Origin of the sequence: uncultured Paracoccus sp., assembly GCF_947496875.1 — a bacterium.
Lineage (GTDB): Bacteria > Pseudomonadota > Alphaproteobacteria > Rhodobacterales > Rhodobacteraceae > Paracoccus.
Genome location: NZ_CANMEH010000010.1, coordinates 95791 through 120122 on the forward strand (window position 1 = coordinate 95791; position 24332 = coordinate 120122).

Consider the following 24332-nt stretch of genomic DNA (forward strand, 5'->3'; position numbering starts at 1 on the left):
GCATGCGCGCTATCCTCGCGCGAATGATCCCCGCTTTGTCCCTGATCCTGGCTTTTCAACTGGTGGGTGAAGTCGCCTCACGCGGACTGTCCCTGCCGCTGCCGGGCCCCGTGACCGGGTTGTGCCTGCTGGTCGGCTGCTGCCTTGTCTGGCCAGGTCTGGCCGACCGTCTGCGGCCGGTGACGCAGGGGCTATTGGCCCATCTGTCGCTGTTCTTCGTGCCGGCCGGCGTGGGGGTGGTCGCGCATCTGCCGCTGTTGCGGGATCACGGGGTGGCGCTGGCCGCGGCCCTGGCCGGATCGACGCTGCTGTCCATCGCGGCTGGAGCGTGGGCCTTCGTCCTGATCGCGCGGCGACTGGGGGATCGCGATGCTGGCTGACCCCGCGCTGATCTGGGCCTATCTGACCCAGGGGCCGCTGCTGTGGCTCACGCTGACCCTGATCGCCTATCTGATCGGCGACGCCATGTTCCGGGCGGCCGGTCGGCGCAGCTTTGCCAATCCGGTGCTGATCGCGATGATCCTGCTGGGGCTGATCCTGATCGCGACGGACACCAGCTATGCGACCTATTTCGAGGGCGCGCAGTTCGTGCATTTCATGCTGGGGCCGGCGACCGTCGCCCTGGCGATGCCGCTCTACGACAACCTGCCGCGGGTGCGCCGCGCGGCGCTGCCGATCTTGGCGGGGCTGTTTGCGGGATCCCTGGTCGCGATCCTGTCCGCGCTGGCGATCGCCTGGGGGTTCGGGCTGAAACCCGAGGTGCTGGCATCGCTGGCGCCCAAGTCGACCACCGCCCCGGTCGCGATCGGGATCGCGGAGCGGCTGGGGGGACAGCCAACGCTGACCGCCGTGCTGGTGCTGCTGACCGGCGTGTTCGGGGCGATGGTCGCGACGCCGTGGCTGAATCTGATCGGGGTGCGCGACTGGCGCGCCCGCGGCCTGGCGGTGGGAACCGCCGCGCACGGGATCGGCACCGCCCGGGCCTTTCAGGTCGACCCGACCGCGGGCGCGTTTGCGGGGATCGGCATGGGCCTGAACGCCGTGTTGACGGCAATCATCGCGCCACTGGTGCTGCGGCTGTTCCTGTGACCGGTGTTTCCGGGGTCGCCACGCAAAAAAAAAGCCGCCCGAAAGGGCGGCTTCGCAACGCGGAGCGACCGGCCTCAGGCGGCTTCGGCTTCTTCCGCCTCGGCGGCCATGCGCCGTTCGCTTTCCTCGCGCGACAGCGCCACCGAGGTCCGCACGCCCTTGCTGACGAATTCGACCAGCCCGTTGACGACGCGTTCGTTCGGGTCGATGCCGGCGCAGCTCAGCACCTCGCGGCCGTCGCGGGACCGCGCCCAGCGGGCGATCTGCTCGGCGCCGTTGCCGTATTTCTTGTCATCCGCGATCGCATCGTCCAGGGCGGCGAGCACAACCGCAGCAAACAGCTTGCGAGCCCGCTGCCCCTGTTCGAAGTTGAAGGCAGACCCATCCACGAAATCGCGCATATGAAAACTTCCTGTTCCTGCTGTCCGCGCCTCGGCGCGGGCGGGCAATGGCCCCGCTCAACTGTCCCCTGGCTGGTCGGATGGCAGTAACCCTTCCGACCGTGATTCGATATTCCACCAGCCGCATTGCAGCCATGCACGTGATGCAACCCACAGTGCACACTGGCCTTCTGCGCCGCTTCGCCCGTTAACCGTGATCGTCCCGGGCGCTTGACAACGCGTGAAGGCTTATTCGGTTGCGCAGAATTCCGACTTCATATAGGCAACGTGCCCAACCGATCAAGCATTACGTGCTGCGACGCAGCATTTGCACGTCTGCGCGGCACTGGTGCGCGCCTTCCGTGCGTCGGGTCTCTGTAGACAACGCTTCGCGCCGCGCGATAGCCTGCCGCCTCGACAGCAGGAGCATCGCGATGACGACAGGATGGCCGGAAACGCTGTGGATCGTTCGGCACGGCGAAAGCGCGGGGAATGTCGCGCGGGACGCCGCCTATCAGCAGGGCCTTGCCCGGATCGAGCTGAGCGGTCGTGACGTCGACGTGCCGCTGTCGGATCTGGGGCGCCGGCAGGCGGAGTCGCTGGGACACTGGTTCTCGCAGGGCAAAGAGGGCGGTCAACCGAATGTCCTGCTGAGTTCGCCCTATCTGCGGGCCCAGGACACGGCGCGCCTGTTCCGCGACGCCGGCGGCTGTCCGCCGGACACCCGCATCCACCTGGACGAGCGACTGCGGGAAAAGGAATTCGGCATTCTCGACGGGCTGACGGGCCGCGGGATCCGCGCGGAATTCCCCCACCAGTCCGAGCTGCGCGCCACGCTGGGCAAGTTCTATCACCGCCCGCCGGGGGGTGAGAGCTGGTGCGACGTCATCTTCCGCCTGCGGGCGATGCTGGACACGGTCGGGCTGCATCACAGCGGCTGCCGGGTGATGATCGTGGCCCATCAGGTCGTGGTCCTGTGCCTGCGCTACATCATCGAGGAGATGACCGAGCAGGAGATCCTGGCCATCGACGCGCAGAAGGATGTCGCGAACTGCTCGATCACCGAATATCGCCACCATCCCGGCCCGGAGGGAACCGACGGAGAGATGCGGCTGGTTCGCTACAACGTCACCGCCCCGATGGAGGTCGAGCATACCCCGGTCACGCGCGAACCCGACGCCATCGTGGGCAACCGGGGATGAGCGATCCGGTCACGCTGGACGCCGCCTGGCTGCGTGGTCACCCTTTGCCGGTCCATCCCGAACAGACCGACAAGAACAGCCGCGGCCGGGTCATGCTGGTCGGCGGCTCCAGTCTCGTGCCCGGCGGGCTGATCCTGACCGCCACCGCCGCGTTCCGTGCGGGCGCCGGCAAGGTGCAAGTGGCGTTGCCCGCGCCGCTGGCCATTCCGACCGGCATCGCCCTGCCCGAGGCCGGCATCTACGCGCTACCCGCCGACGAGAACGGCGAGATCGCGGACGCCGCCCCGGTGACCGACAAGATCGGGTCCTGTGGTTGCCTTGCGCTGGGACCGGCCATTGCGACGCCCAAGGCGGCCGGGTTCGTTCTGGACGCGCTGTTGCCCGCGGCGGCCGACAACCCCGTGATCCTCGACGCGGCGTGCGTAGCGGCTGCGGCCGACCGGCTGGATGCCATCGCCGCACTGGCGGGCGGCAGCGTGCTGACGCCCCATGCGGGCGAAATGGCGCAGCTGACGGGGCTGGATGCCGATGACATCGAGGCGCGCCGCGACGAGATCGCGGTGGAATGGGCTGCCCGGTTGCGCGCGGTGCTGCTGATCAAGGGGGCGACCACGCTGATTGCCAGTCCCGATGGCGAGCTGACGGTCTATGGTGGCGGCGGGGTCGGGCTGGCCACCGGCGGCTCGGGCGACGTGCTGACCGGCCTGATCGCCGGCCTGATCGCGCGTGGCATGCCCGCGTGGGAGGCCGCCTGCTGGGGCGTCTGGCTGCACGGCGAGGCCGGCCGCCGGCTGGCCGAACGGCTGGGTGCGATGGGGTACATGGCGCGCGAACTGCCGGGCGAGGTGCCCAGTCTGATGCGGGGGATCTGACCGGCAGCGACAGAGGTGGCCGGTTGCCGCCCCCGTGCAGATCAAACGGCCGCATCACACGGGCGCAGGCACGACGATGCGGCGCCACGACCGGCTGGCGATCAGCACCCCGACGATCACCAGCCCGCCGGCGGCCAGCTCCGTCGCGGACGGCATGTCGCCGAACGCGGCCCAGGACGACAGCACCCCCACCACCGGCACCAGCAGCGACCATGGCGCGACGACGCTGGCCGGGTGCCGGGTCATCAGCGTGTTCCAGATCCCGAAGCCGATCACCGACGAGCAGACGACGATGTAGAGCAGTCCCAGATTGGCGGGCAGCGCCGCGCGCGTGAACGCCCCGGCCAGCGCCGGACCGACCTGCGGCCCTTCGAGCAGCAGCGACAGCGCCAGCAGCGGCAGCGGCGGGATCACGGACATCCACATGGTCAGGTGCAGCGGACGGGACGGGCGGGCCAGCCGCGAACACAGGTTGCCGATCGCCCAGCCCAGCGCCGCCAGCAGCGTCAGCACGACCGGCAGCCAGCTGGCCGTCTGCGCCCGCGCGGCGCCCACGATCATCAGCCCCGCGACGGCGATCGCCACGCCCATGCCGGCCCGTGCCGACAGCCGTTCCCCCAGCAGCAGGACAGCCAGCAGCATCGTGAACGGGGCCTGCGCCTGCAGCACCAGCGACGCCAGCCCCGGCGGCATGCCCACCGCCATGCCGGTATACAGGAACGCGAACTGCATGAGGCCGAGACCCAGCCCGGTCCCGACCAGCCAGATCAGGCGGACCTGCGGGCGGGGGACCAGCAGGATCGTCGGTATCGACAGGAGGATGAAGCGCAGCGCCGCCGTCAGCAGCGGCGGGTAATGCTGCAGCGCATAAGCGGTCGCGGGAAAGTTCAGCCCCCACAGCACCGGGACCAGCATCGCCAGCAGGGTGTCGCGTCGGTTCATCTGGGGTCCCCTGCCACGGTCGGGCCACACAGTGCGATCCGGCCGCGGCCGGCGCAAGTTCAGCCGAACAGCGGCAGTTGCGGATCGGCCTGCGGCGGCTCTGCCGGGCACAGCGCCGACAGGGTGATGCCCAGCAGCCGGACCCCGCGCGGATCGGGCAGCACCTGGGGCAGCAGCGCGGTCGCCTGCGCCAGAAGCTCGGCCTGCGACGCAACCGGTCGGGGGTCGCTGTGGGCCCGCGTGACGATCCGGAAATCGGTGTACTTGGCCTTCAGCGTTACAGTGCGTCCGGTCACCCCGCGCGGCGCGGCGTGGCGCCACACCTTGTCGGCCAGCGGCACCAGTGCCTGGGCCGCCGCGTCGAGGTCGTGGATGTCCGTGAAGAAGGTGGTCTCGGCGCCGATCGACTTGCGTTCGCGGTTCGGGCGAACCTCGCGGTGGTCGATGGCGCGGGCGATGTTCCAGTAATACTGCCCCGCCTTGCCGAACCGCGCGGTCAGGAACTCCAGGCTCTGCCGGTGCAGGTCGGCGCCTGTGCGGATGCCATGCCGCTCCATCTTTGCAGCCGTCGCCGGACCAACGCCGTGAAACCGCGCGATGGGCAGCGACAGGACGAAATCGGGCCCGTCCTCGGGGCGGATAACGAACAGCCCGTCCGGCTTGCGCTGGTCCGAGGCGAGCTTGGCCAGGAACTTGTTGTAGCTGACCCCGGCGGACGCGGTCAGCCCGGTTTCGGCGCGGATCAATGCCCTGATCTCGCGCGCGATCTGCGTGGCGGTGCGGCCATCGAGCCGGTCGGTCAGGTCCAGATAGGCCTCGTCCAGCGACAGCGGTTCGATGGCCGGGGTGAAGCGGGCGAAAATGTCGCGGATCTGGGCGCTGACCGCCTTGTAGACCTCGAAGCGCGGCTTCACGAAGACCAGGTCGGGGCACAGGCGCGCCGCCCGGACCGATGGCATCGCGGACCGCACGCCGAAGCGACGGGCCTCGTAGCTGGCGGCGGCAACGACGCCACGCGCCGACGATCCGCCCACCGCGACCGGCCGGCCGCGCAGGTCGGGGTTGTCGCGCTGCTCGACCGACGCGAAGAAGGCGTCCATGTCGACATGGACGATGCGGCGGGACGGCGGTTCGGTCATGGCGGCACCCTGGCGACGGTCGGCGCGGGCCGCTGCCGTCGCGTGCCGCATCCACGGCAGGGGGGACCCGCCCGGCGCAAAGCCTAGCCGGGAACGGTGATGCGCGCGTCGCCCGCGCGCAGCGGACCCCTGGCGCGATCGAAGCGCAGATGCGCGATCGCCTGTCCGCCGGACTGGGTGAACAGCGTGCCGGCCTCGCGCCCGTCCTCGGTCAGGATTGCCGTGCCGACCGGGGCCTCGCCCTCGATCCGGACCGTGCGCAGGCCCTTTCGAAGCTCGGTCTTGTGCTTCATCCGGGCGGTGACCTCCTGCCCGACATAGCAGCCTTTGCGAAAATCGACGCCATGCAGGTCCTCGAACCCGGATTCCAGAATGAAGCTCTCGTTCGGGATCAGCTCGACCAGCGTTTCGGGGATGGTGTGGGCGACCCGGATCGCATCCCAGTCGGTGCCATCATCGGGCGGCGGGGCATCCGCGCCAGCGTCGGTCCGGTACAGCCGCCAGCCCATGTCGGCATGCCGCGGGTCCGCGATCGCGCCGGCGGGCGCCGGACCGGTGCCGCGGCTGACGGTCACCGCAGCGGTGTCGAGCGTCACCTTGGCGCGCAGCCGGTACATCGTCAGCCGGCGCAGCAGGTCGTCGGCCAGGCGCTGATCGACGTCGACCAGCAGCGCGTCGTCACCGGGGACGACGAAGAAATCGGCCAGATACTTCCCCTGCGGCGTCAGCAGCGCGGCCCAGACCGGCGCCTTCGTGACGTCGTTGGTCACCAGGCCTTGCAGGAAATCCACCCGGTCATCGCCGCCCACGCGCAGGATCGTCCGCATCACTCGCCCCCGAATTGCAGCCGGACCAGCGCCGCATAGGCGCCGTCCCGTTCCATCAACTGGTCATGGCTGCCCTGTTCGACAACCCGCCCGGCATCGATCACCACGATCCGGTCGGCGGCGCGGACGGTGGACAGCCGGTGGGCGATGATCAGCGTGGTCCGGCCGACCGAGAGCTCGGTCAGCGCGGCCTGCACCAGCCGTTCGGATGCGGCGTCCAGGGCGCTGGTCGCCTCGTCCAGCAGCAGCACGGGACGGTCGCGCAGGATCGCCCGGGCGATGCCGATGCGCTGGCGCTGCCCGCCCGACAGGGCCGATCCCCGGGGACCGGCGGCGGTGTCCAGGCCCTGCGGCAGCGGGTCGGTGAAGTCGGCCACGTGGGCGGCGACCACCGCGCGCCGCAACGCCTGCGCCTCGGCGCCGATCCCGGGGTCGATGTTCTCGCGCAGCGTCTCGTCGAACAGCGCGCTGTCCTGCGTCACCACCGAGAACTGGTCCCGCAGCACCTGCAGGTCGAACTCGTCCAGCGCCACGCCGCCCAGGGTGATCTGTCCGGCATCCGGGTCGACCATGCGGGTCAGCAGGTTGAAGACGGTGGATTTGCCCGCGCCCGAGGGCCCGACCAGGGCGGTGGTCTGGCCCGCCTCGGCGGCAAAGGTCAGGCCGCGCAGCACCGGCGTGTCGCCATAGGACAGCCTGACGTCGTGGAACCGGATCGCGGTGTCGGGCGGCGGGTCGCGCCGCTGGCCCGACCGGATGGTCGGGTGGGTGTCGAAGATCGCGTAGATGCGTTCCAGCGACGTCGCGGCCACCTGCCAGGCGCCCGCCAGCCCGCCCAGCCGACGCAGCGGCTGGAACGCCAGGGACAGGGCGGTGAAGAACGACATGAAGTCGCCGACGCTGCGTTCGCCGCGGGTGACCTGGGCGCCGCCAAGCGCCAGAACGCCCACGAAGCCCAGCCCGGTGACGATGTCGATCAGCGCCGGGATCATCGCCTTCATCGCGCTGATCTTGGTTTCACGCTGGCGCAGGCCCTCGACGATGCGGGCAAAGCGGGCGGTCTGATAGGCCTCCATCCCGTTCAGGCGGATCGCGGTAATCCCGTGCAGCACCTCGTCCAGCCGGGTGGCGCGGCGCGAGGCCTCGGCTCGCGTCTGGCGGGTCTTGCGGCGGATGTAGCGCTGCACGAAGAACGTCGGAAAGATCAGGATCGGCGCCCCCACCAGTGCCGCCAGCGTCCATAGCGGGTCGATGGCGATGGCGACGCCGAACAGCCCGATCAGCGAGATGACGTCGCGGCCGGCGCCGCTGATGAAGGTGGTCCAGATGCCCTGGATCGCCTGGGTGTCGCCCTGGATGCGTTCGATCAGGGCCCCGGGCGAGTTCGCCTGGTAGAAGCTGCCGTCCAGCGTCAGGACGTGGCGCAGCAGGTCGGTCTGCAGCGCCACGGCGACCCCCTGCTGGACCGAGGTCAGCAGCGCCCGGGTGGTGACCAGGGTCACCGCGCGGACCACGAACAGGCCGAAGATGATCCCGCCCACCCACCAGATCGCGTCGCTGTCGCCGCCCACGAAAACCCGGTCGAACAAGGGCTTGAGCATCCAGGACAGGATCGCGAGGGTCGATCCCTCGATCACCATCAGCGCCATGGCGACGCCCATGCGCGGGGCATAGGGACGCAGATAGTCGCGCCACAGCCGGCCCGGCAGGCCGGACGGTCGATCGGCGCGTCGCGTCGTCATCCCGGCCTCGTTCCCTGGTTCCCCCGGGGATAGCCCGGCGAGGCGGGGCGCGGCAAGCCTGACCCGAGGGCCGGGGCCGGACCGGGCGCTGGGCCTGCGGAAAGATCGTCACGGAAAAGGCGATGTTCATGCAGGGTTCATGCAGCTTTCATGAAATGTTCCGGGGTGGGCCGCAGCTGCCCTCGCCGCGGCCCGATTGACGGCGTGGCGGGCCGGTCCTACCGATGCGGCGTCTGCATCCCGAGGTGATCATGAGCTTTGCCGCCGGCCGTCCCGTTCTTGCCATTCCGGGCCCGTCGCCCGTGCCCGACCGGGTGCTGCGGGCGATGCACCGGTCGTCGCCGGACATCTATGGCGGCGAGCTGGTCGACCTGAACCTGCGGGTGATGGCCGACCTGAAGCGGCTGGCCGGCACCCGGCATCATCTGGCCCCCTATATCGGCAACGGCCATGCGGCGTGGGAGGCGGCGAACGCCAACCTGTTTTCACCGGGCGACCGGGCGCTGGTCCTGGCCTCGGGCCATTTCGGGCGCGGCTGGGCGCAGGCGGCGCGGGCCGTGGGGGTCGAGGTCGAGGTGCTGGATTTCGGCAACGCCGCACCGCCCGACCCGCAGCGCCTGACCGAGCGGCTGGCGCAGGACCGCGCGGGCAAGATCCGGGCGGTGATGGTCTGCCACGTGGACACCGCGTCGGGCGTCCGGGCCGACCTGCCGGCCCTGCGCGCGGCGATGGGCGATCACCCGGCGGTATTCGCCGTCGACGCGATCGCCAGCCTGGGATGCGAGCGGCTGCTGATGGACGAATGGGGCATCGACGTGCTGCTGTCGGCCAGCCAGAAGGGGGTGATGGTGCCGCCGGGGCTGGCCTTCGTCTGGTTCTCGGACCGGGTCGCCGCGCCGCGCGCGGGCGTCGGGCCGTACTGGGACTGGGCGGTGCGCGCCCAGGCGGCCGAGCTGTGGCGGTTCTGGGGCGGCACCCCGCCGGTCCAGCATATCTACGGCCTGGCCGAGGCGCTGGCGATGCTGCTGGACGAGGAAGGGCTGGAGGTCGCCTGGGCCCGGCACGAGGGGCTGGCCCGCGCCGTCTGGGCGGCGCTGGACGCCTGGGGCGCCGATGGGTCGGGGATCGGCGCCAATGTCGCCGCGGTCGCGGCGCGGGCCAGGTCGGTGACCGCGGTGGCGCTGCCCGGCGCCGAGCGGCTGCGCGGCTGGACCGTCGACAAGGCGGGGGTGACGCTGGGGCTGGGGCTGGGCGCGGACCGGCCCGGCGACGCGCTGCGGATTGCTCATATGGGCCATGCCAACGCGCATATGCTGCTGGGCGTGCTTGGGGTCATGCAGGCGGGGATGACGGCGCTGTCGATCCGCCACGGCGCGGGCGGGCTGGACGCGGCGGCGGCGGAGATCGGCCGGCTGGCGTGAGCGGCACGGGTCTGCGGAGGGCGCCTGACACAGGGTGATGGCTAAGGGGCAGGGGCCGGGCCTGTGGCTGCTTGGATGACGGTTCCGTTTGGGTTTTCCGTAGCGGTCGGCAGCAAGTAAGCGTCGCCTGTGCCGGTCCCGGGTCGAATGTCGATCCGAACCGCGGCGCCTCTGCAGTCCGCCGTTCGGCGGGGCGGGCCTCGCCCGCGAGGGCGGGACGGGGTGGGCGCGATCGGCCGGAGATCCGGCCGACCGCTTTGGGAGGTCAGTTCGACGGGCTGGTAGTTCCGGTTGGCGACGGGGTTGTCGGTGTGACGGCCCCCGTGCCGGTGTCGGATGTGCCCGTGTCGCCTGTGTCCGAGGCGCCTGCGTCCGACGTGCCCCTGTCCGGCATACTCGTGTCAGATGCGCCGGTGGTGGGCGAGTCGGATGGGGAGGTGCCGGTCGGCGAGGTGCCCGCAGCGGTGGACCCTGTCGCGGCGCCGGTCGATGCGGCACCGCTGTCGGTGTCGCTATCTGTGTCGGTCGCCGAGGCGGCGGGCTCGTCGTCCGTCGCGCTGCTGTCCGCCGCGTCCGGGGCAGAGCCGCCGGCGGCCGTGCCGGACATCGACGCGGCACCGCTGTCCGCGGCCCCCGAGGGCGCGTCGGCGGCGCCGCCGCCCGCCATGCCGTCACCCGACATGTCGTGGTCCGCCATGCCGCCATCCGGCGGGGTGGCACCGGCTTCGCCTGCGCCTGCCGCGCCGGCGTTCCGGTCCAGCCAGGCCTGCATGAAGTCGATTTCCTTCTCCTGCGCCTCGATGACCTCTTCGGCCAGGGCGCGCAGTTCCGGGTCGTCACCGTGTTCCAGCACGAGGCGCGCCATGTCCACCGCGCCCCGATGGTGCGGGATCATGCCGCGCGCGAAATCGACATCGGGATCGCCGGAAAACTCGATCATCATGTCTTCGTGCATCTTCGACATCGCGGCCGCAAAGGCCCGGTCGTGTTCGGACATCGCGGTCGGGTCGGCGGCGGCGGGCGCGCCGGCGCGGGGGGCGGGCATGCCCGGTCCGCCCATCTGCCCGTGCTGCATCATCTGCCCGTGCTGCATCATCGGGCCCCGCATGCCGTCACCTCGCATGCCGTCACCCCGCATGCCGTCGCGGTGTCCGTCGCCCCGCTGGCCATCGCGGTGCATGCCGCCGCCATGCATGCCGCCGCCATGCATGCCGCCGCCGTGCATGCCGTCCATCCCGTGGGCGTGCATCATCGCGTGCAGCATCTCGTGCATGTAGTGGTGCATGGCGTGGTTCATGGCGGGGCCATGCATGCCCATCCCCATGCCCTGACCCATGCCGTGACCGCCGCCGTGATCCATGCCATGGCGCTGCATCGACTTGCCGCCCTGCCCGGGCATCCCCTGGCCCATCATCCCCTGGCGGTCCATGCCCATCATGCCCTGGCCTGCCATGCCCTGACCCGGCATCCCGTGACCGCGCATTCCCTGGCCCGGTGTTCCCTGGCCCGGCATGGTGTCGCCCATCATGCCAGCCCCGGGCATTCCCTGCATCGGCATCCCGGGCCGCGGCTGGCCCTGCAGGTTCTGGCCGTACATTCCGCCCGGCCGGTCGGTGGCGCCGGGGCTCTGGCTCCGGTTCGGGCCGGGCGCCGGGTCGCTGCCGGTGCTGGCGCCGGGCGTGCCCGTGTCTGGCCCGGTCTGGGCCCCGGTCTGGGCCGTCGTCTGGGCGGCGGCGGGCAGGGCGCTGATCGCCAGCACCGCGGCGATGCGGCAGGCGGTCGTCATCAGGTCGAATCGGGTCATGTCTCGCTCCACTCGAAAGGGTTCGGAGAGGGAAACGCGCCATGCCGCCCGCTAGTTGCGGCGGATCAGGCGGAACGCGGCCGAGGCGAGCCAGCCGGCGGCCACGGCGAAGGCCAGCGACATCAGCCCGTACCAGAACGGCTGTTCCAGGGCGAGCTGGTAGAGCCAGCGTTCCAGCCCGACCTTCTTGACTGCGATCGGGGCGCTGTAGGCGCTGACCACCTGGCCGTCGCGGACCAGGAAGATGCTGGTCTTGTACTGCCCCTCGATCAGGTTGGCGGGCAGCGTCACCTCGGCCCGGAACAGGGTCTGGTCGATGACGCTGACGGCCCCTTCTTCCAGCGCGTAGCGGCCCGCCTCGGTGCGCAGGCGCAGCAGCGCGGCGGTGAATTCGGTGGTGTCGGCGACCTGCACCGGCACCGCGAAGGAGCGGATCGCCAGCGGGATCGAGATACGGTGCTGCACGTCCTCGGCCGGGGAGAGCAGCTGCCCGAGCGGCGCGCTGGTCGCCACGACGTAGAAATCGGGGGCGGCGCCGACGGTCAGCGAGTCGGTGTTCACCCAGATCCCGAAGCGGCGTTCCTTGCGCCGGATCTTGACCGACTGGGACGGGCCCTGGACGGTGACGATGACCCCGATCGGCGGGCCCGGCGGCAGCGGCGCGTCGCGCTTGACCGCGCCGAAGATCAGGATCTCGGACCCGGTGAAGGTGGTGGTGATCGACACCGCGTCCTGGGACAGCCCGGCGACGACCTGTTCGCCGGCGGTCGTCTCGACCGCGACGGGGGCGGCATCGCCCGCGGCGGTCGGGCCCGGCGTGGTCAGCGGCGCGACCGGGGCGTCCGGCGGTGGCGGGTCCTGGGCGCGGCCGGGGGCGATGAGGGTGGCGGCGACCAGCAGCCCGGCCAGCAGCGTCGCGGCGAGGGTGGCGGACAGGGGGGCGGGCGGCCGGATCGCGCGGCGCGGCCGGCTCATCTCGGGGCCACCGGGGCCAGGGAATAGATGTCGTCGGGGCGCAGGAACAGGTCCAGCGCCAGCTTGGCGCAGACCACAAGCACCAGCGCCGCCAGCAGGATCCGCAGCTGTTCGGCGCGCAGCTTGGCGCCGAGCTGCGCGCCGAGCTGCGCGCCCACCACGCCGCCGACGATCAGCAGCACCGCCAACATGATGTCGACGGTGTTGAAGCTGACCGCGTGCATCAGCGTGGTGAAGGCGCTGACCGCGGCGATCTGGAACAGCGAGGTGCCGATCACGACCTTGGTGGGCATCCCCAGCAGGTAGATCATCGCCGGCACCATGACGAAGCCGCCGCCGACCCCCATGATCGCGGCGAGGACCCCGACCGCGACCCCTACCGCCAGCGGCGGCAGCACGCTGATATAGAGCCCGGACTTGCGGAACTTCATCCGCAGCGGCAGGCCGTCCACCCAGCTGTGTTCGCGGCGGCGCGGCTTGGCGCTGCCGGGGCGACGGGAGGCGCGCAGGCTGTTCAGGCTTTCGCGTAGCATGGTCAGGCCGATGAAGCCCAGGAACACCACGTAGCTGAGCTGCACGACCAGATCGACCTGGCCCAGCCGCTGCAGCGCGGTGAACAGCCAGACGCCCAAATAGGATCCGAACACGCCGCCGACCAACAGCACCCAGCCCATGCGCATGTCCACCGTCTTGCGCTTGAGATGGGCGAACAGGGCCGAGGCCGACGAGGCGACGACCTGGTTGGCGCCGGTCGCCACGGCGATGGGCGGCGGGATGCCGATGAAGAACAGCAGCGGCGTGATCAGGAACCCGCCGCCGACGCCGAACAGCCCGCTCATCAGCCCGACGATGCCGCCCAGCCCGATCAGGACGAAGGCATTGACCGATACCTCGGCAATGGGAAGATAGATCTGCATGGCCGCCTGTTCTGCTGAGCCATCTTGCCGGGGCGTTCCGGCCGCGTCAAATCGTGATCCGCGCCGCCGCGGCCGGTTGCGCCGGCGCCGGGGCAGCGGCTAAGCAGGGCGGCGAGTGCCGGCCTCGCACCGTCCGACCCTGCCGCGACTCTGCAGCGGGCCGGGCACGGCGGGCGGGCACCGGCACCACGGCAGAACAGACCCCGGGCATCACCGGCACCACCAGACGACGCAGAGGCCGGCACCGCCGGCGGGACCACCACGGCAAACCAGAATGGGCAGGCGATGCGGATCCTGATCACCAACGACGACGGCATCAATGCCCCCGGACTGGCCGCGATGGCCGACATCGCGGCCGAGGTGGCCGGCCCGCAGGGCGAGGTCTGGGTGGTCGCCCCCGCCTTCGAACAGTCCGGCGTGGCGCACTGCATCAGCTATACCCATCCGACCATGATCGCCGAGCTGTCGCCGCGGCGCTGGGCGGCCGAGGGCAGCCCGGCCGACTGCGTGCTGGCCGGACTGGCCGACATCATGCGGGACGCGCCCCCCGACCTGGTCCTGTCGGGGGTGAACCGCGGCAACAACGCCGGCGAGAACGTGATGTATTCGGGCACCGTGGGCGGCGCGATGGAGGCCGCCCTGCAGGGCCTGCCCGCCATCGCGCTGTCGCAGTATCTGGGGCCGGGCACCGCCGGGCTGGAGGATCCGTTCGAGGCGGCGCGGGTGCACGGGCCGCAGGTGATCCGGCGGCTGCTGGATTACGGCGACTGGACCTCGGACGACGATTTCCGGCTGTTCTACAACGTCAACTTTCCGGCCACCGGCGCCGACGGGGTGCGCGGGATGCGGGTCGGCGCCCAGGGCCGGCGCCAGGGCGTGCGGTTCGGGGTGGCGCCGCATGTCTCGCCCAGCGGCCGGCGGTTCCTGTGGATCACCGGCGGATCGCAGCAGGCCCGCGCCACCGCCGACAGCGACGTCGAGATCCTGCTGGACAGCTATGTGTCGGTGACGCCGATGCGCCCGGACCTGACCTGCCACGCCTCGCTGGGCCTGCTGCAGGAGGCGCTGGACGACCGATGAGCGCGGCAGGGGGCGGGCGGGCAGGCAGCGGGACCGGACGCGGGCAGCAGGCCGGGCAGGAGAGCGGGCATCAGGCGGGGCAGGGGCCCGGGCCGGCCGACCGCGATGCCGGGTCCGGCCCCGGCTCGGCCAGCGAGCAGAAGATGCGCTTCGTCTATGCGCTGCGCTCGCGCGGGGTGACCGATCCGCGGGTGCTGGACGCCATGGAACGGATCGACCGCGGCGCCTTCGTGCGCGGCCATTTCGAGGACCGCGCCTATGACGACACGCCGCTGCCGATCGCCTGCGGGCAGACGATCAGCCAGCCGTCGGTGGTCGGGCTGATGACCCAGGCGCTGGAGGTCGGGCCGCGCGACACCGTGCTGGAAGTCGGGACCGGGTCGGGCTATCAGGCCGCGGTGCTGTCGCTGCTGTGCCGGCGGGTGATGACCGTGGACCGGCACCGGCGCCTGGTCACCGAGGCCGAGGCGCTGTTCCGGCGGCTGGGCCTGACCAACATCACCACCCGGGTGGCGGACGGGTCGCACGGGTCGCCGGAGCAGGCGCCGTTCGATCGCATCATGGTGACCGCGGCCGCCGAGGACCCGCCGGGGCCTCTGTTGTCGCAACTGAAGATCGGCGGTATCATGGTGTTGCCGGTCGGCCAATCGGATGCGGTCCAGACGCTGATCCGCGTCACCCGTGAACCGCACGGCTTCCGGTATGACGAGTTGCGGCAGGTACGGTTCGTGCCGTTGATCGAGGGGTTGGGACAGACATGACCCCCGCACAGGAATGAGGACGGGCAGATGCGAGTTTCCCTTGGGTCGGGGCTGACCCTGACGGTGCTGATGCTGGCGGCGGGCTGCGCGCCGGTGGCGGGACCCGGCGCGCCGGGCACGGCGGTGCAGACCGCACCAGCCCAGACCGCGCCGGGCCAGGCGGCGCCGGGCGCCACGCCACCGGGCACCACGGCGGCCAGGACGGTGCCGTTCCAGATCCGCATCCCGCGGCTGCAGATGCCGGTGTTCGGCGCGCCCGCCGCGACCGCGACGGCCGCCGGGCAGCCGCGCGTGACCGACCCGTTCGCCGGCCAGGGGGTCCGCACCCCCGCGATCGAGGGCGCGCCCGCAACCGGGACGGCCGCCGGCGCGCAGCCGGCCCCGGCCGCCCCGCAGAGCCACACGGTTGTCAGCGGGGACTCGGCCTGGTCGATCGCGCGCAAATACGGGATCAGCCTGCAGCAGCTGGCCGCGGCCAACAACCTGCCCGAGTCGATGACGGTGCGGCTGGGGCAGACCCTGACGATCCCCGCGGCGGGGCCGACCCGGGTCGCGGTGACCGCGCCCGGCGCAGGCTCGCCCACGCCGGCGCCGCCATCGGCCAACACACCGCTGCCGCGCGAGACGACGACGCCCGCCGCCCGCCCCCAGGCGCCCGATCTGGGCGCCACGCGGACCGCCGCGTCGGGCAGCGGCCGGCTGCTGATGCCGGTCGACGGGGCGATCATCCGTGCCTACAGCAAGGGGCAAAACGAGGGGATCGACGTCGCCGCCGCGGCCGGCACCCCGGTGCGCGCCGCCGCTGGCGGCACGGTCGCCGCGATCACCCGCGACACCGAAGGCGTGCCGATCGTCGTGATCCGCCACCAGGGCGACCTGCTGACGGTCTATGCGGGGCTGGACGGGCTGCGGGTCGACAAGGGCCAGCAGGTCAGCGCCGGGCAGACGATCGGCACCGCCCGCGGCACCGGCAGCATCCATTTCGAGGTCCGCAAGGGCTTCGACAGCGTCGATCCGGAAGGCTATCTGTGAGCGCGGCGCGCGGCTCGGCCTGATCGGGCCGGACCGGGGCGGGGCGCGCGGCGGCTAGAGCCCGAAGCTCACATGCCCCTGCGGGTCGATCGGCCAGGCAGGGTTCCACGCGATTTCCCAGGCATGTCCGTCGGGATCGGCGACATAGCCGCGATAGCCGCCATGCGGCGGGGCATCCGCAGGGCGCAGGATCGTGCCGCCCGCGCGTTCCAGCGCCGCCATCACCGGGTCCACATCGTCGCGCCGGCCGACATTGTGGGCCAGCGCCACGGCGCCCGTGCCGGCGGGGCCAGACGTCGGGCCGGGGGCGGCAGCACCGGGGCGCCGCATGTCCGCCGCAAGCGCGGATGCCAGCCAGGTGGCCAGCACGAAGCCGTTCATCTGGTAGAAGATGATCTCGGCGCTCTCGAACACCGGGGCCCAGCCGAACCCGTCGACATAGAACCGGCGCGAGCGGGCCGGATCGGCGATCCCCAGCGTCACCACCGCCATCTGCTGCTGCATGTTTTCGACCCCCGCTGCGCTGCCATGCCACGCGCAGTCTGGTCCCGCGTGGTGGGGCGACGCAAGCGCCTGCGCAGGCCGCACGCCCGAGGGTGTGGTCAGTTGCGGTCCCGGCCGATCGCGCGCAGGACGCGGTCCAGGTTGTCACCCTGCTCGCTGGTGTAGGGCGCATCGCGCACGGCGTTGTAGTAGGCCGAGGGGTCATAGGTCGGGATCCCGAGCTTGAGATCCTCGACGGTCAGAAGCCCCATCGCCGCCAGCAGCTGGTAATGGGCCAGCTGCAGATTGGCCTCGGCCGAGATCAGGTCGGCGCGGGCTTCCAGCAGGTCCTGTTCCGCGTCCAGCACGTCCAGGGTCGTGCGCGCGCCCAGCAACGCTTCCTCGCGGACCCCCTCATAGGCCTGCCGCGCGGCCGAGATCTGTTCGTTGATCGCGACGATCTGGGCTTGCGCGATATCGATGTTCGCCCAGGCGACGCCAACCGCCTGGTCGACCTGGCGCGCGGTGTTCAGCAGCGCCGACCGGGCGGCATCGCGGGACGCCATGGCGCGGCGGTGCTGCGACGACAGCCGCCCGCCGGCATAGAGCGTCTGGTTCAGTTCGATCCCGGCGCTGAGCGTGCCGGAGGTGCCGGTCTGGGTGCCGGTGGGCAGTCCCAGGGCGTTGCGGCTGGCCTCGGGCTGGCGGGTGCCGCTGACCCCGGCCTGCCCGGTGAGCATCGGCCGACGTTCGGCGGCGGCGGCGGCTACCTGCAGTTCCGACGCCGCGGTGGCGCGCTGCGCCTGCAGGATGGCGGGATGGGTGGTGCGGGCCACGGCCTGGGCGCTGGCCAGCGTGGCGGGCCGGTCCGGCCGGGGCGGCGGGGGATCGAGGTCACCCGGCACGCGGCCGACCGCGGCGCGGTAATCCTCGCGGGCGATTTCCAGGTTGCCCTGGGCGCTGGCCAGCGCGGCGCGGGTGGCGGCCAGCTGCGCCTCGGCCAGCGACACGTCGGTGGTGGTGATCTCGCCGACCTCGAAGCGGTCCCGGGCGGCCTGCAGTTCCTGGCTGAGCAGGTTGACCGAGTTTTCCTGCAGGGCGACCTGCTGCTCGGCGCTGCGCACCGCCAGAAAGGCCTGGGTCGCCTGCAGCAGCACGTCCTGTTCGATCGCCACCAGCGACTGCCGGGTAGCCAGCACGTTTTCCTTGGCGATGTCGATCGCCAGCTGCGACCGGCCCCAGTCGAACAGCGTCATCTGCGCGACCAGCTGCAGCGTGGTGGCCGCGGCCTCGACCCCCTCGACCTGCTGGAAGTTGTGCGATGCGGCCCACTGCACCACCGGCCGCAGGGCGGACATGGCGGTCGCCACGTCCTCGTCCGCGGCGCGCAGCAGGGCACGGTTCTGTTCCAGCAGCGCCGAGTGCCGGTACGCGGCGACCATCGTGTCGGCCAAGCTTTCGGCGGTGGCCGGCAGCGCCAGCGTTCCCGACAGCGCCGCCGACAGGACCATGCCCCGGATCAGCCGGCGCGCCGCGCCGATCACAGGGTGAACTCCCTTATCCGCTCCATCCCGGGCAGGATGGGGGCAAAGGCGTTGAAGGCGTAGCGCCAGTTGATCCGGCCGTCGATCTTGTGGCCCAGCCGGGCGACGCCCAGCCCGGCGCCGCGCCGGTCATCGTGCCACAGCGCGGCGATGCGCCCCCCCTCGCGCAGCTGGTCGGCAATGGCGTCGGGCAGCTGTTCGATCGCGCCGTTGACGAGGATCGCGTCATAGGGGCCTTGCGCCGGCGCCCCCTCGGCCAGCGGCGCCCGGACGACGACCACGTTGTCGACGCCCTGTTCGGTCAGCAGGCGTTCCGCCTTTTCTGCCATGGTGGCGTCCTGTTCGACGGCAACCACGGCCTGCGCCATCTGCGCCAGCACCACCGCCGAATAGCCGTAGCAGCACCCCAGATCCATCACCAGGTCGTCGTTTTCCAAGGCCAGCGCGTCGATCAGCTTGGCCAGGCTGCGGGGTTCCAGCAGCACCCGCCCGTGCCCCAGATCGATGTTCTCGCCCGCATAGGCGATCTCGCGCCGCGATTCGGGGACAAAGCATTCCCGGGGCACCTGCAGCATCGCCGCGATCACCGGATACCGGGTGACGTCGTTGGGCCGGACCTGGGTGTCCACCATGGTGTTGCGGCGCTGGGCGTAATCGGGCATTGCGGCGAACCTTCGGCTGCACTGGTCGCGATGCGCTGGTCTTGCCACGAAAGACGGTGCGGGGCAACGGCACGGGTGGTCGCGCCGCCGCGCCGGTCGTCGGGGGCATCGCTACGACCCAGCACCGGCGGCGGTGTGGCCGCGCCCGGCTTGCGTGGCGCGATGCGATGGCCTATCTGACGCTCACCTCGAGGCGGCGGGTTGGCGGAGAGGTTACGCAGCGGATTGCAAATCCGTGTAGACCGGTTCGATTCCGGTACCCGCCTCCATGGTTCCCGGACATGTTGCGCGCTTGTGCAGGGCGCCACGGGACGGCGGCAACAAGGCCGCCCTCGGCACAAATGGTTTCGCCTGTCGAAAAATGCACCGCGCCGGTTCGGCAGGTGGCGCTTGTCAGGCGCCCGGCAACGGGGTCATGGTGGGCCCGATCGCCGCGCAGAGCCGCGGCCCGTTGCTGCCGTCCCGAGAGGAGCCTGACATGAAGCTGACCCGTGCCACCCTTGCAACTTTGCTGGCCACAGCCGCCATGACCGTCGCGGTCCATGCCGAAACGCTGCGTTTGTCCCACAACACCGGCGACACGACGACGTGGCAGCAGGGGGCAGAGAAGTTCGGCGAGCTGCTGAAGGAAAAGACCGGGGGCGAGCTGGACGTGCGGGTCTTCCCGAATGCCCAGCTGGCGGGCGGCGACCAGATGAAGCAGGCCGAGATGGTCGGCCGCGGCGCGCTGGACCTGGTGGTGACGTCGGCGATCAACGTGACGCCGCTGGTGCCGGAGATGGCGGTCTTCTCGCTGCCCTATCTTTACGAGAACTACGAGCAGGTCGACGCGACCACGCAGGGCCCCGCCGCCGACCGGCTGGAGGAGATCCTGCTGGAAAAGGGGATCAAGGTCCTGGCCTGGGGCGAGAACGGGTTTCGCGAGCTGACCAACAATGTCCGGCCCGTCAAGTCGCCCGAGGACATGAAGGGCCTGAACCTGCGGGTGGCCGGTCCGATGTATATCGACGTGATGAACGCGCTCGGCGCCAATCCGCAGCAGATGCAGTGGTCCGAGACGCTGACGGCGCTGCAGCAGGGTGTCGTGGACGGTCAGGAAAACCCGATCGGCGCGGTCATCATCCCGCAGCAGGTCTACGAGATGCAGAAATACCTGACTGCCTGGCATTATTCGTATGACCCGATCTTCATCGGCATCTCGAAGGCCAAGTGGGACGGGATGGACGCGGACACGCAGGCCAAGATGCAGGAGGCCGCGACCGAGGCGATGGACTACCAGCGTCAGATCACGCGCGAGGGCACCGAGAAGGGGCTCGCGTTCCTCAAGGAAAAGGGCATGGAGGTCTATGAGCCCACGCCAGAGGAGCTGGCCGCGTTCCGCGAGGCGACGCAGCCCGCCTTCGACACCTGGGCCGAGAAGGTCGGGCCCGAGATCGTGAGCGCGTTCCAGGACACGATCGCCGCGACCGGACAGTAGGCCCTGGCCCCGAAGCGGGCGGCCGTTCCGGGCCGCCCGCACTTCGTCCGCCCATTTGCCTGATCCCGAGCCTGCCATGCGCTTTCTTGCCGACGAGGCGGAAAAGATCATCTGTGCCGTCCTTTTCCTGGCGATGACCGCGGTCGGCTTCGTCAACGTCTTCGTGCGCTATGCCACCAACTGGTCCATCGCCTCGACCGAAGAGCTGCAGACCAGCGGCTTTCTGATCCTGACGATATTCGGGGCGGCCATCGCGGCCCGGCGCGGCGAACATCTGGCCGTCACGCTGGTCACCGACATGCTGCCGCTGGGGCTGCGCCGGCTGGTGATGGCCGTTGCGGTGCTGCTGTCGGTGCTGCTGCTGGGCATGTCGGCGTGGTTTTCCTGGCAGGCGCTCGCCAATCTCTACGGCAACGGCATGCGCTCCTATGCGCTGGGGATTCCGGCCTGGTACTATCAGGCAGCGGTGCCGTTCGGGTTCGCGCTGATCATCCTGCGCTATCTGCAATATGCGGTCCGGGCACTGCGCGATCCCGATCATGTACGGGGCGAGATCCCCGATGCCTGACCTGCTGGGCGACATCCCGGCCGGAACCCAGATGATCCTGGCGTTCTTCGGCCTTCTGGCGGTGGGGCTGCCGGTCGCCTTTGCGCTGGGCCTGTCGGCGCTGTACGCGATGTGGCTGATCGGGTTCGGCTTCGATCTGGCCGGCGACCTGATCGCGTCGGGCATCGCCAAGTATTCGCTGCTGGCGATTCCGTTCTTCATCCTTGCCGGCGCGCTGATGGGCTCGCTGGGCATTGCCGAACGGATGATCCGGTTCTTCCGGGTGCTGATCGGCAACCTGCCCGGCGGCATGGGCGTCGTGGGGACCATCGTCTGCCTGTTCTGGGGGGCGGTGTCGGGGTCTGGCCCGGCCTCGGTGGCGGCGATCGGCCCGATGCTGATCCGCGCGATGGAGGAGGACGGCTATGACCGGGCCTTTGCCGCCGGGCTGGTCTGCACGGGGGCTGCGTTTTCCATCGTCATCCCGCCGTCGATCGGGCTGGTGATCTATGGCGTGATCGCCGAGACCTCGATCTCGCAGCTGTTCATCGCCGCGGTAGTGCCCGGCACCTTCATGGGGCTGTCGATGCTCGCGGTGCTGCCCTTTGCCCGGCGGCGGGTGCGCACGCGGGTGGCGCTGGACGCGATCAGCCCCGATCCTTATGCCGGCCTGCCCTACGGGTCCCGGCTGTGGCGGTCGTTCCGGGACAGCCTGTGGGGGCTGCTGACCCCGGTGGTGATCCTGGGCGGCATCTATGCCGGGGTCTTCACCCCGACCGAGGCGGCGCTGGTCGCCACCGTCTATGCGCTTGCAATCGGTGCCTTCGTCTATCGCACGCTGACGCTGGCCGGGCTTTACGAGACCCTGGCGGACGCCGCGGCCTCGTCGGCCGTGGTGATGCTGATCGTGGCCTATGCGAGCCTGTTCGGTTGGGTCGTCACGGTCGAGGACCTGGTCGGCACCTATTCGACGGCGCTGCTGGGGATCAGCGACAATCCCTCGGTCGTGCTGCTGGTCATCATGATCATCCTGCTGATTGCGGGGATGTTCATGGATGCGGTCACGGTGATGTTCATCTCGCTGCCGATCTTCATGCCCGTGGTGCACCAGCTCGGCTGGGACCCGGTGTGGTTCGGGGTGCTGCTGATGATCAACCTCGCGATCGGGCTGATCACCCCGCCGGTGGGCATCAATTTGTACGTGGCGGCGAACGTCACCCGCCTGCCGATCGAGCGGGTGGCGCGGGGCGCGATACCCTTCCTGCTCGCAAGTCTCGTCGGGCTCGCCGTCGTGGCGGCCTTCCCGGACATGTCCCTGGGCCTGACCCGCCTGATCGGAGGTTGAATGACGCAGAGGATCGCACTGGTGACCGGCGCTGCCCGGGGTATCGGACTGGCAGCCACCCGGCTGTTCCTGGACAGCGGCCATCGTGTGGCGATGATCGACATCGACGGCGCGGAACTGGCCCGCGCCGCACGAGACCTGTCGCCCGGAGCGGACGACAACAGCGTCCTGCCGGTCGTCTGCGACGTCTCGGACCTGGATCAGGTCGCCGCCATGGCAGACCAGGTGCGCGACACGTTCGGCCGGGTCGACGCGCTGGTCAACAATGCCGGGGTGGCCGATTTCCGACCGCTGGGGCAGACGGACTTTCAGATCTGGCGCACCGTCATGGCGACCAATCTGGACGGCGTGTTCCTGACCTCGCAGGCGGTGATCCCGCTGATGGGCCGGGGCGGGGCGATCGTGAACATCGCGTCGATTTCCGGCCTGCGCGCGTCCACGCTGCGGGTGGCCTATGGCACGTCCAAGGCGGCCGTGATCCAGTTGACCCGCCAGCAGGCGGTCGAATTGGGCGAGCGCGGCATCCGCGTGAACTGCGTGGCGCCCGGGCCGGTGGACACGAAGCTGGCGCTGGCGGTTCACAGCCCGCAGATCCGCGCCGCCTATCACGATGCCATTCCCCTGAACCGCTATGGCAGCGAGCGCGAGATCGCCGAGGTGATTGCCTTTCTGTGTTCGGATCGGGCCAGCTACGTGACCGCGCAGGTGGTCGCGGCGGATGGCGGGTTCGAGGCGACCGGCGTCGGCCTGCCGGCGTTGCGGCAGGATGAACCGACCTGACCTTTCTGCACGGATCACCGCGCGGGCATCTTCGCCCGGGGCAGGGACGCCGATGATCTATCGGGCGCTCACGACGGCTGCAGGACCATTGCTGCGGGCGGGGGCGCCGCTGGCAGGGGCCGACTGGCGCCAGCGGCTGGTCCTGGACGAGGCGTCCGGGCATCCCGCAGACGGCGTGTGGCTGCATGGCGCGTCGGTGGGCGAACTGGCCTCGGTCCGCCAACTTGCGCTGACGCTTGCCCGGAGCCTGCCGGTAATCCTGACCGCGAACACGACCACGGGCCGCGAACTCGCGGCGGGGTGGGGGCTGCCGGCCCGGCTGGCGCCGCTGGACCTCCCGGCGGTGGTGGATCGCTTCTTCCGACGCTACGCGCCAGCGGCGGTCGTCACGGTGGAAAACGAGATCTGGCCCAACCGGGCCGCCGCGGCGCGGGCCCGGGGTGCCGCCCAGGTCGTCGTGGGGGCGCGGATGTCGGCGCGGTCGGCGCAGCGCTGGGCCCGGCTGCCCGGGCTGATCCGCCCGGTCCTGGCCGGGATCGACGCGCTGTCCGCGCAGGACGCGACGACCGAGGCTCGACTGCTGGGCCTGGGCCTTCCGCCCACGGCGCTGCTGCCGCGGCTGCAACTGAAGCTGCTGGACCCCGCGGCCACTCCGGCCGCCCCGCCGGGGCCCGAGCGGGATCGCACCTGGCTGGCTGCGTCGACCCATGCCGGCGAGGACGAGATCGTGCTGGACGCATTCCTCGCGGCGCGGCGGCAGGTGCCGGACCTGCGGCTGGTGCTGGCCCCGCGTCACCCGCAGCGCGGGGATGCCGTCGCCGCGCTGATCGCGGCACGCGGCCTTCCAGTCGCCCGGCGCTCCGCCGGCGCGGATGCGGCTGAACCCGTGCTGCTGGTCGACAGGCTGGGCGAGATGCCGCGCTGGTATGACGCGGCCGGGATCTGCCTGACCGGCGGGTCGCTGGTCGATCACGGCGGCCACACGCCATGGGAGCCGGCGGGCCACGGCTGCGCGATCCTGCACGGCCCGCATGTGGCGAATGCCCGTGACGATTATGCGGCGCTGGACGCCGCGGGCGGCGCGCTGCCGGTGCGGGCGGATGATCTGGCCGACAGCGTCGCCCGGTTGGCCGGAAACCCGGCCGAGGCCCGGGCGGCTGGCCGCGCCGCCCGCGCCCTGCTGCAGCAGCGGGCGGGCGAACCGTCGGTGCTGGTGGACCGCATCCTCGACCTTGCCCGGCAACCCGAGCGGGATGCGGCGCTGCCTTGATCCGGCTGTCCGCGATGGCGATATTGGCTCTCTGAAGGAGA

The 24332-nt window shown here is 70.9% G+C and carries 24 protein-coding genes and 1 tRNA gene; 14 read left to right on the forward strand and 11 right to left on the reverse strand.

Annotation, left to right across the window (positions count from 1 at the left end):
* Positions 1-35: 35 nt before the first annotated feature.
* Both Q0938_RS13010 and Q0938_RS13015 read left to right on the forward strand, forming a co-directional pair.
* Complete coding sequence (locus Q0938_RS13010; protein WP_366942755.1) at positions 36-380, forward strand: CidA/LrgA family protein; 345 nt, start codon at positions 36-38, stop codon at positions 378-380.
* Positions 373-1089, forward strand: coding sequence for an LrgB family protein (locus tag Q0938_RS13015; protein WP_299363128.1), 717 nt, complete (start codon positions 373-375; stop codon positions 1087-1089). The genes Q0938_RS13010 and Q0938_RS13015 overlap by 8 nt, the downstream gene beginning before the upstream one ends.
* Before the next feature lie 74 nt (positions 1090-1163).
* On the opposite strand, the gene Q0938_RS13020 is transcribed toward Q0938_RS13015, so the two are convergent.
* The gene (locus tag Q0938_RS13020) at positions 1164-1490 is read right to left on the reverse strand and encodes a DUF6280 family protein (protein WP_299363021.1); all 327 of its coding nucleotides are present in this window, start codon (positions 1488-1490) and stop codon (positions 1164-1166) included.
* Positions 1491-1903: 413 nt separating this feature from the next.
* On the opposite strand from Q0938_RS13020, the gene Q0938_RS13025 reads away from it, so the two are divergent.
* The gene (locus Q0938_RS13025) at positions 1904-2671 is read left to right on the forward strand and encodes a histidine phosphatase family protein (protein WP_299363024.1); all 768 of its coding nucleotides are present in this window, start codon (positions 1904-1906) and stop codon (positions 2669-2671) included.
* Positions 2668-3543 (forward strand): NAD(P)H-hydrate dehydratase, encoded by an 876-nt coding sequence (locus Q0938_RS13030; protein ID WP_299363026.1) that lies wholly within the window; start codon positions 2668-2670, stop codon positions 3541-3543. The genes Q0938_RS13025 and Q0938_RS13030 overlap by 4 nt, the downstream gene beginning before the upstream one ends.
* 54 nt (positions 3544-3597) lie before the next feature.
* Here the strand turns inward: Q0938_RS13030 and Q0938_RS13035 are convergent, their stop codons facing one another.
* The 4 genes from Q0938_RS13035 to Q0938_RS13050 form a co-directional block, all read right to left on the reverse strand.
* Positions 3598-4485 (reverse strand): EamA family transporter, encoded by an 888-nt coding sequence (locus Q0938_RS13035; RefSeq protein ID WP_299363030.1) that lies wholly within the window; start codon positions 4483-4485, stop codon positions 3598-3600.
* Positions 4486-4544: 59 nt separating this feature from the next.
* Positions 4545-5624, reverse strand: a complete 1080-nt coding sequence (gene dinB / locus Q0938_RS13040; RefSeq protein ID WP_299363033.1) for a DNA polymerase IV — start codon at positions 5622-5624, stop codon at positions 4545-4547.
* An 83-nt stretch (positions 5625-5707) separates the two neighbouring features.
* Entirely contained in the window at positions 5708-6451 is a 744-nt protein-coding gene (locus Q0938_RS13045) for a folate-binding protein (RefSeq protein ID WP_299363035.1), read from the reverse strand.
* A complete protein-coding gene (locus tag Q0938_RS13050; protein ID WP_299363038.1) occupies positions 6451-8193 on the reverse strand; it encodes an ABC transporter ATP-binding protein in 1743 nt (580 codons plus the stop codon). Before Q0938_RS13050 ends, Q0938_RS13045 begins: the two co-directional genes overlap by 1 nt.
* A gap of 251 nt (positions 8194-8444) precedes the next feature.
* On the opposite strand from Q0938_RS13050, the gene Q0938_RS13055 reads away from it, so the two are divergent.
* Positions 8445-9614 (forward strand): aminotransferase class V-fold PLP-dependent enzyme, encoded by a 1170-nt coding sequence (locus Q0938_RS13055; protein ID WP_299363129.1) that lies wholly within the window; start codon positions 8445-8447, stop codon positions 9612-9614.
* A 265-nt stretch (positions 9615-9879) separates the two neighbouring features.
* On the opposite strand, the gene Q0938_RS13060 is transcribed toward Q0938_RS13055, so the two are convergent.
* From Q0938_RS13060 to Q0938_RS13070, 3 genes are read right to left on the reverse strand one after another with little or no spacing between them, the layout of a single operon-like run.
* Entirely contained in the window at positions 9880-11418 is a 1539-nt protein-coding gene (locus Q0938_RS13060; protein ID WP_299363041.1) for a DUF305 domain-containing protein, read from the reverse strand.
* Positions 11419-11469: 51 nt separating this feature from the next.
* Complete coding sequence (locus tag Q0938_RS13065; RefSeq protein WP_299363043.1) at positions 11470-12393, reverse strand: TIGR02186 family protein; 924 nt, start codon at positions 12391-12393, stop codon at positions 11470-11472.
* Positions 12390-13310 carry a sulfite exporter TauE/SafE family protein gene (locus tag Q0938_RS13070; protein WP_299363045.1) on the reverse strand — a complete coding sequence of 307 codons (921 nt, stop codon included), beginning with the start codon at positions 13308-13310 and terminating at the stop codon, positions 12390-12392. Before Q0938_RS13070 ends, Q0938_RS13065 begins: the two co-directional genes overlap by 4 nt.
* A 285-nt stretch (positions 13311-13595) precedes the next feature.
* On the opposite strand from Q0938_RS13070, the gene surE reads away from it, so the two are divergent.
* The 3 genes from surE (at position 13596) to Q0938_RS13085 (ending at position 16183) form a co-directional block, all read left to right on the forward strand.
* Positions 13596-14390, forward strand: coding sequence for a 5'/3'-nucleotidase SurE (gene surE, locus Q0938_RS13075; RefSeq protein ID WP_299363047.1), 795 nt, complete (start codon positions 13596-13598; stop codon positions 14388-14390).
* A gap of 143 nt (positions 14391-14533) precedes the next feature.
* A complete protein-coding gene (locus tag Q0938_RS13080; protein ID WP_299363130.1) occupies positions 14534-15151 on the forward strand; it encodes a protein-L-isoaspartate(D-aspartate) O-methyltransferase in 618 nt (205 codons plus the stop codon).
* A 27-nt stretch (positions 15152-15178) separates the two neighbouring features.
* Complete coding sequence (locus tag Q0938_RS13085; protein WP_299363050.1) at positions 15179-16183, forward strand: M23 family metallopeptidase; 1005 nt, start codon at positions 15179-15181, stop codon at positions 16181-16183.
* 54 nt (positions 16184-16237) lie between these two features.
* Here Q0938_RS13085 and Q0938_RS13090 read toward each other — a convergent pair whose 3' ends face one another.
* The 3 genes from Q0938_RS13090 to Q0938_RS13100 all read right to left on the reverse strand — a co-directional run bounded on the left by Q0938_RS13090 (position 16238) and on the right by Q0938_RS13100 (position 18872).
* The gene (locus Q0938_RS13090) at positions 16238-16687 is read right to left on the reverse strand and encodes a VOC family protein (protein ID WP_299363053.1); all 450 of its coding nucleotides are present in this window, start codon (positions 16685-16687) and stop codon (positions 16238-16240) included.
* Between the two features lie 98 nt (positions 16688-16785).
* On the reverse strand, positions 16786-18177 hold the full coding sequence (locus Q0938_RS13095; RefSeq protein WP_299363131.1) for a TolC family outer membrane protein: 1392 nt from the start codon (positions 18175-18177) through the stop codon (positions 16786-16788).
* A 29-nt stretch (positions 18178-18206) separates the two neighbouring features.
* Positions 18207-18872, reverse strand: a complete 666-nt coding sequence (locus Q0938_RS13100; RefSeq protein ID WP_299363056.1) for a protein-L-isoaspartate O-methyltransferase — start codon at positions 18870-18872, stop codon at positions 18207-18209.
* A 195-nt stretch (positions 18873-19067) separates the two neighbouring features.
* On the opposite strand from Q0938_RS13100, the gene Q0938_RS13105 reads away from it, so the two are divergent.
* The 6 genes from Q0938_RS13105 (at position 19068) to Q0938_RS13130 (ending at position 24291) form a co-directional block, all read left to right on the forward strand.
* Positions 19068-19141 (forward strand) — tRNA-Cys (locus Q0938_RS13105).
* A 209-nt stretch (positions 19142-19350) separates the two neighbouring features.
* Positions 19351-20349, forward strand: coding sequence for a DctP family TRAP transporter solute-binding subunit (locus Q0938_RS13110; RefSeq protein ID WP_299363059.1), 999 nt, complete (start codon positions 19351-19353; stop codon positions 20347-20349).
* Positions 20350-20425: 76 nt separating this feature from the next.
* The gene (locus Q0938_RS13115; protein WP_299363062.1) at positions 20426-20917 is read left to right on the forward strand and encodes a TRAP transporter small permease; all 492 of its coding nucleotides are present in this window, start codon (positions 20426-20428) and stop codon (positions 20915-20917) included.
* Positions 20910-22241, forward strand: a complete 1332-nt coding sequence (locus Q0938_RS13120; RefSeq protein WP_299363065.1) for a TRAP transporter large permease — start codon at positions 20910-20912, stop codon at positions 22239-22241. Before Q0938_RS13115 ends, Q0938_RS13120 begins: the two co-directional genes overlap by 8 nt.
* Complete coding sequence (locus tag Q0938_RS13125) at positions 22242-23021, forward strand: SDR family oxidoreductase (protein ID WP_299363067.1); 780 nt, start codon at positions 22242-22244, stop codon at positions 23019-23021.
* A 52-nt stretch (positions 23022-23073) separates the two neighbouring features.
* Positions 23074-24291, forward strand: coding sequence for a glycosyltransferase N-terminal domain-containing protein (locus Q0938_RS13130; RefSeq protein WP_299363070.1), 1218 nt, complete (start codon positions 23074-23076; stop codon positions 24289-24291).
* Positions 24292-24332: the final 41 nt, after the last annotated feature.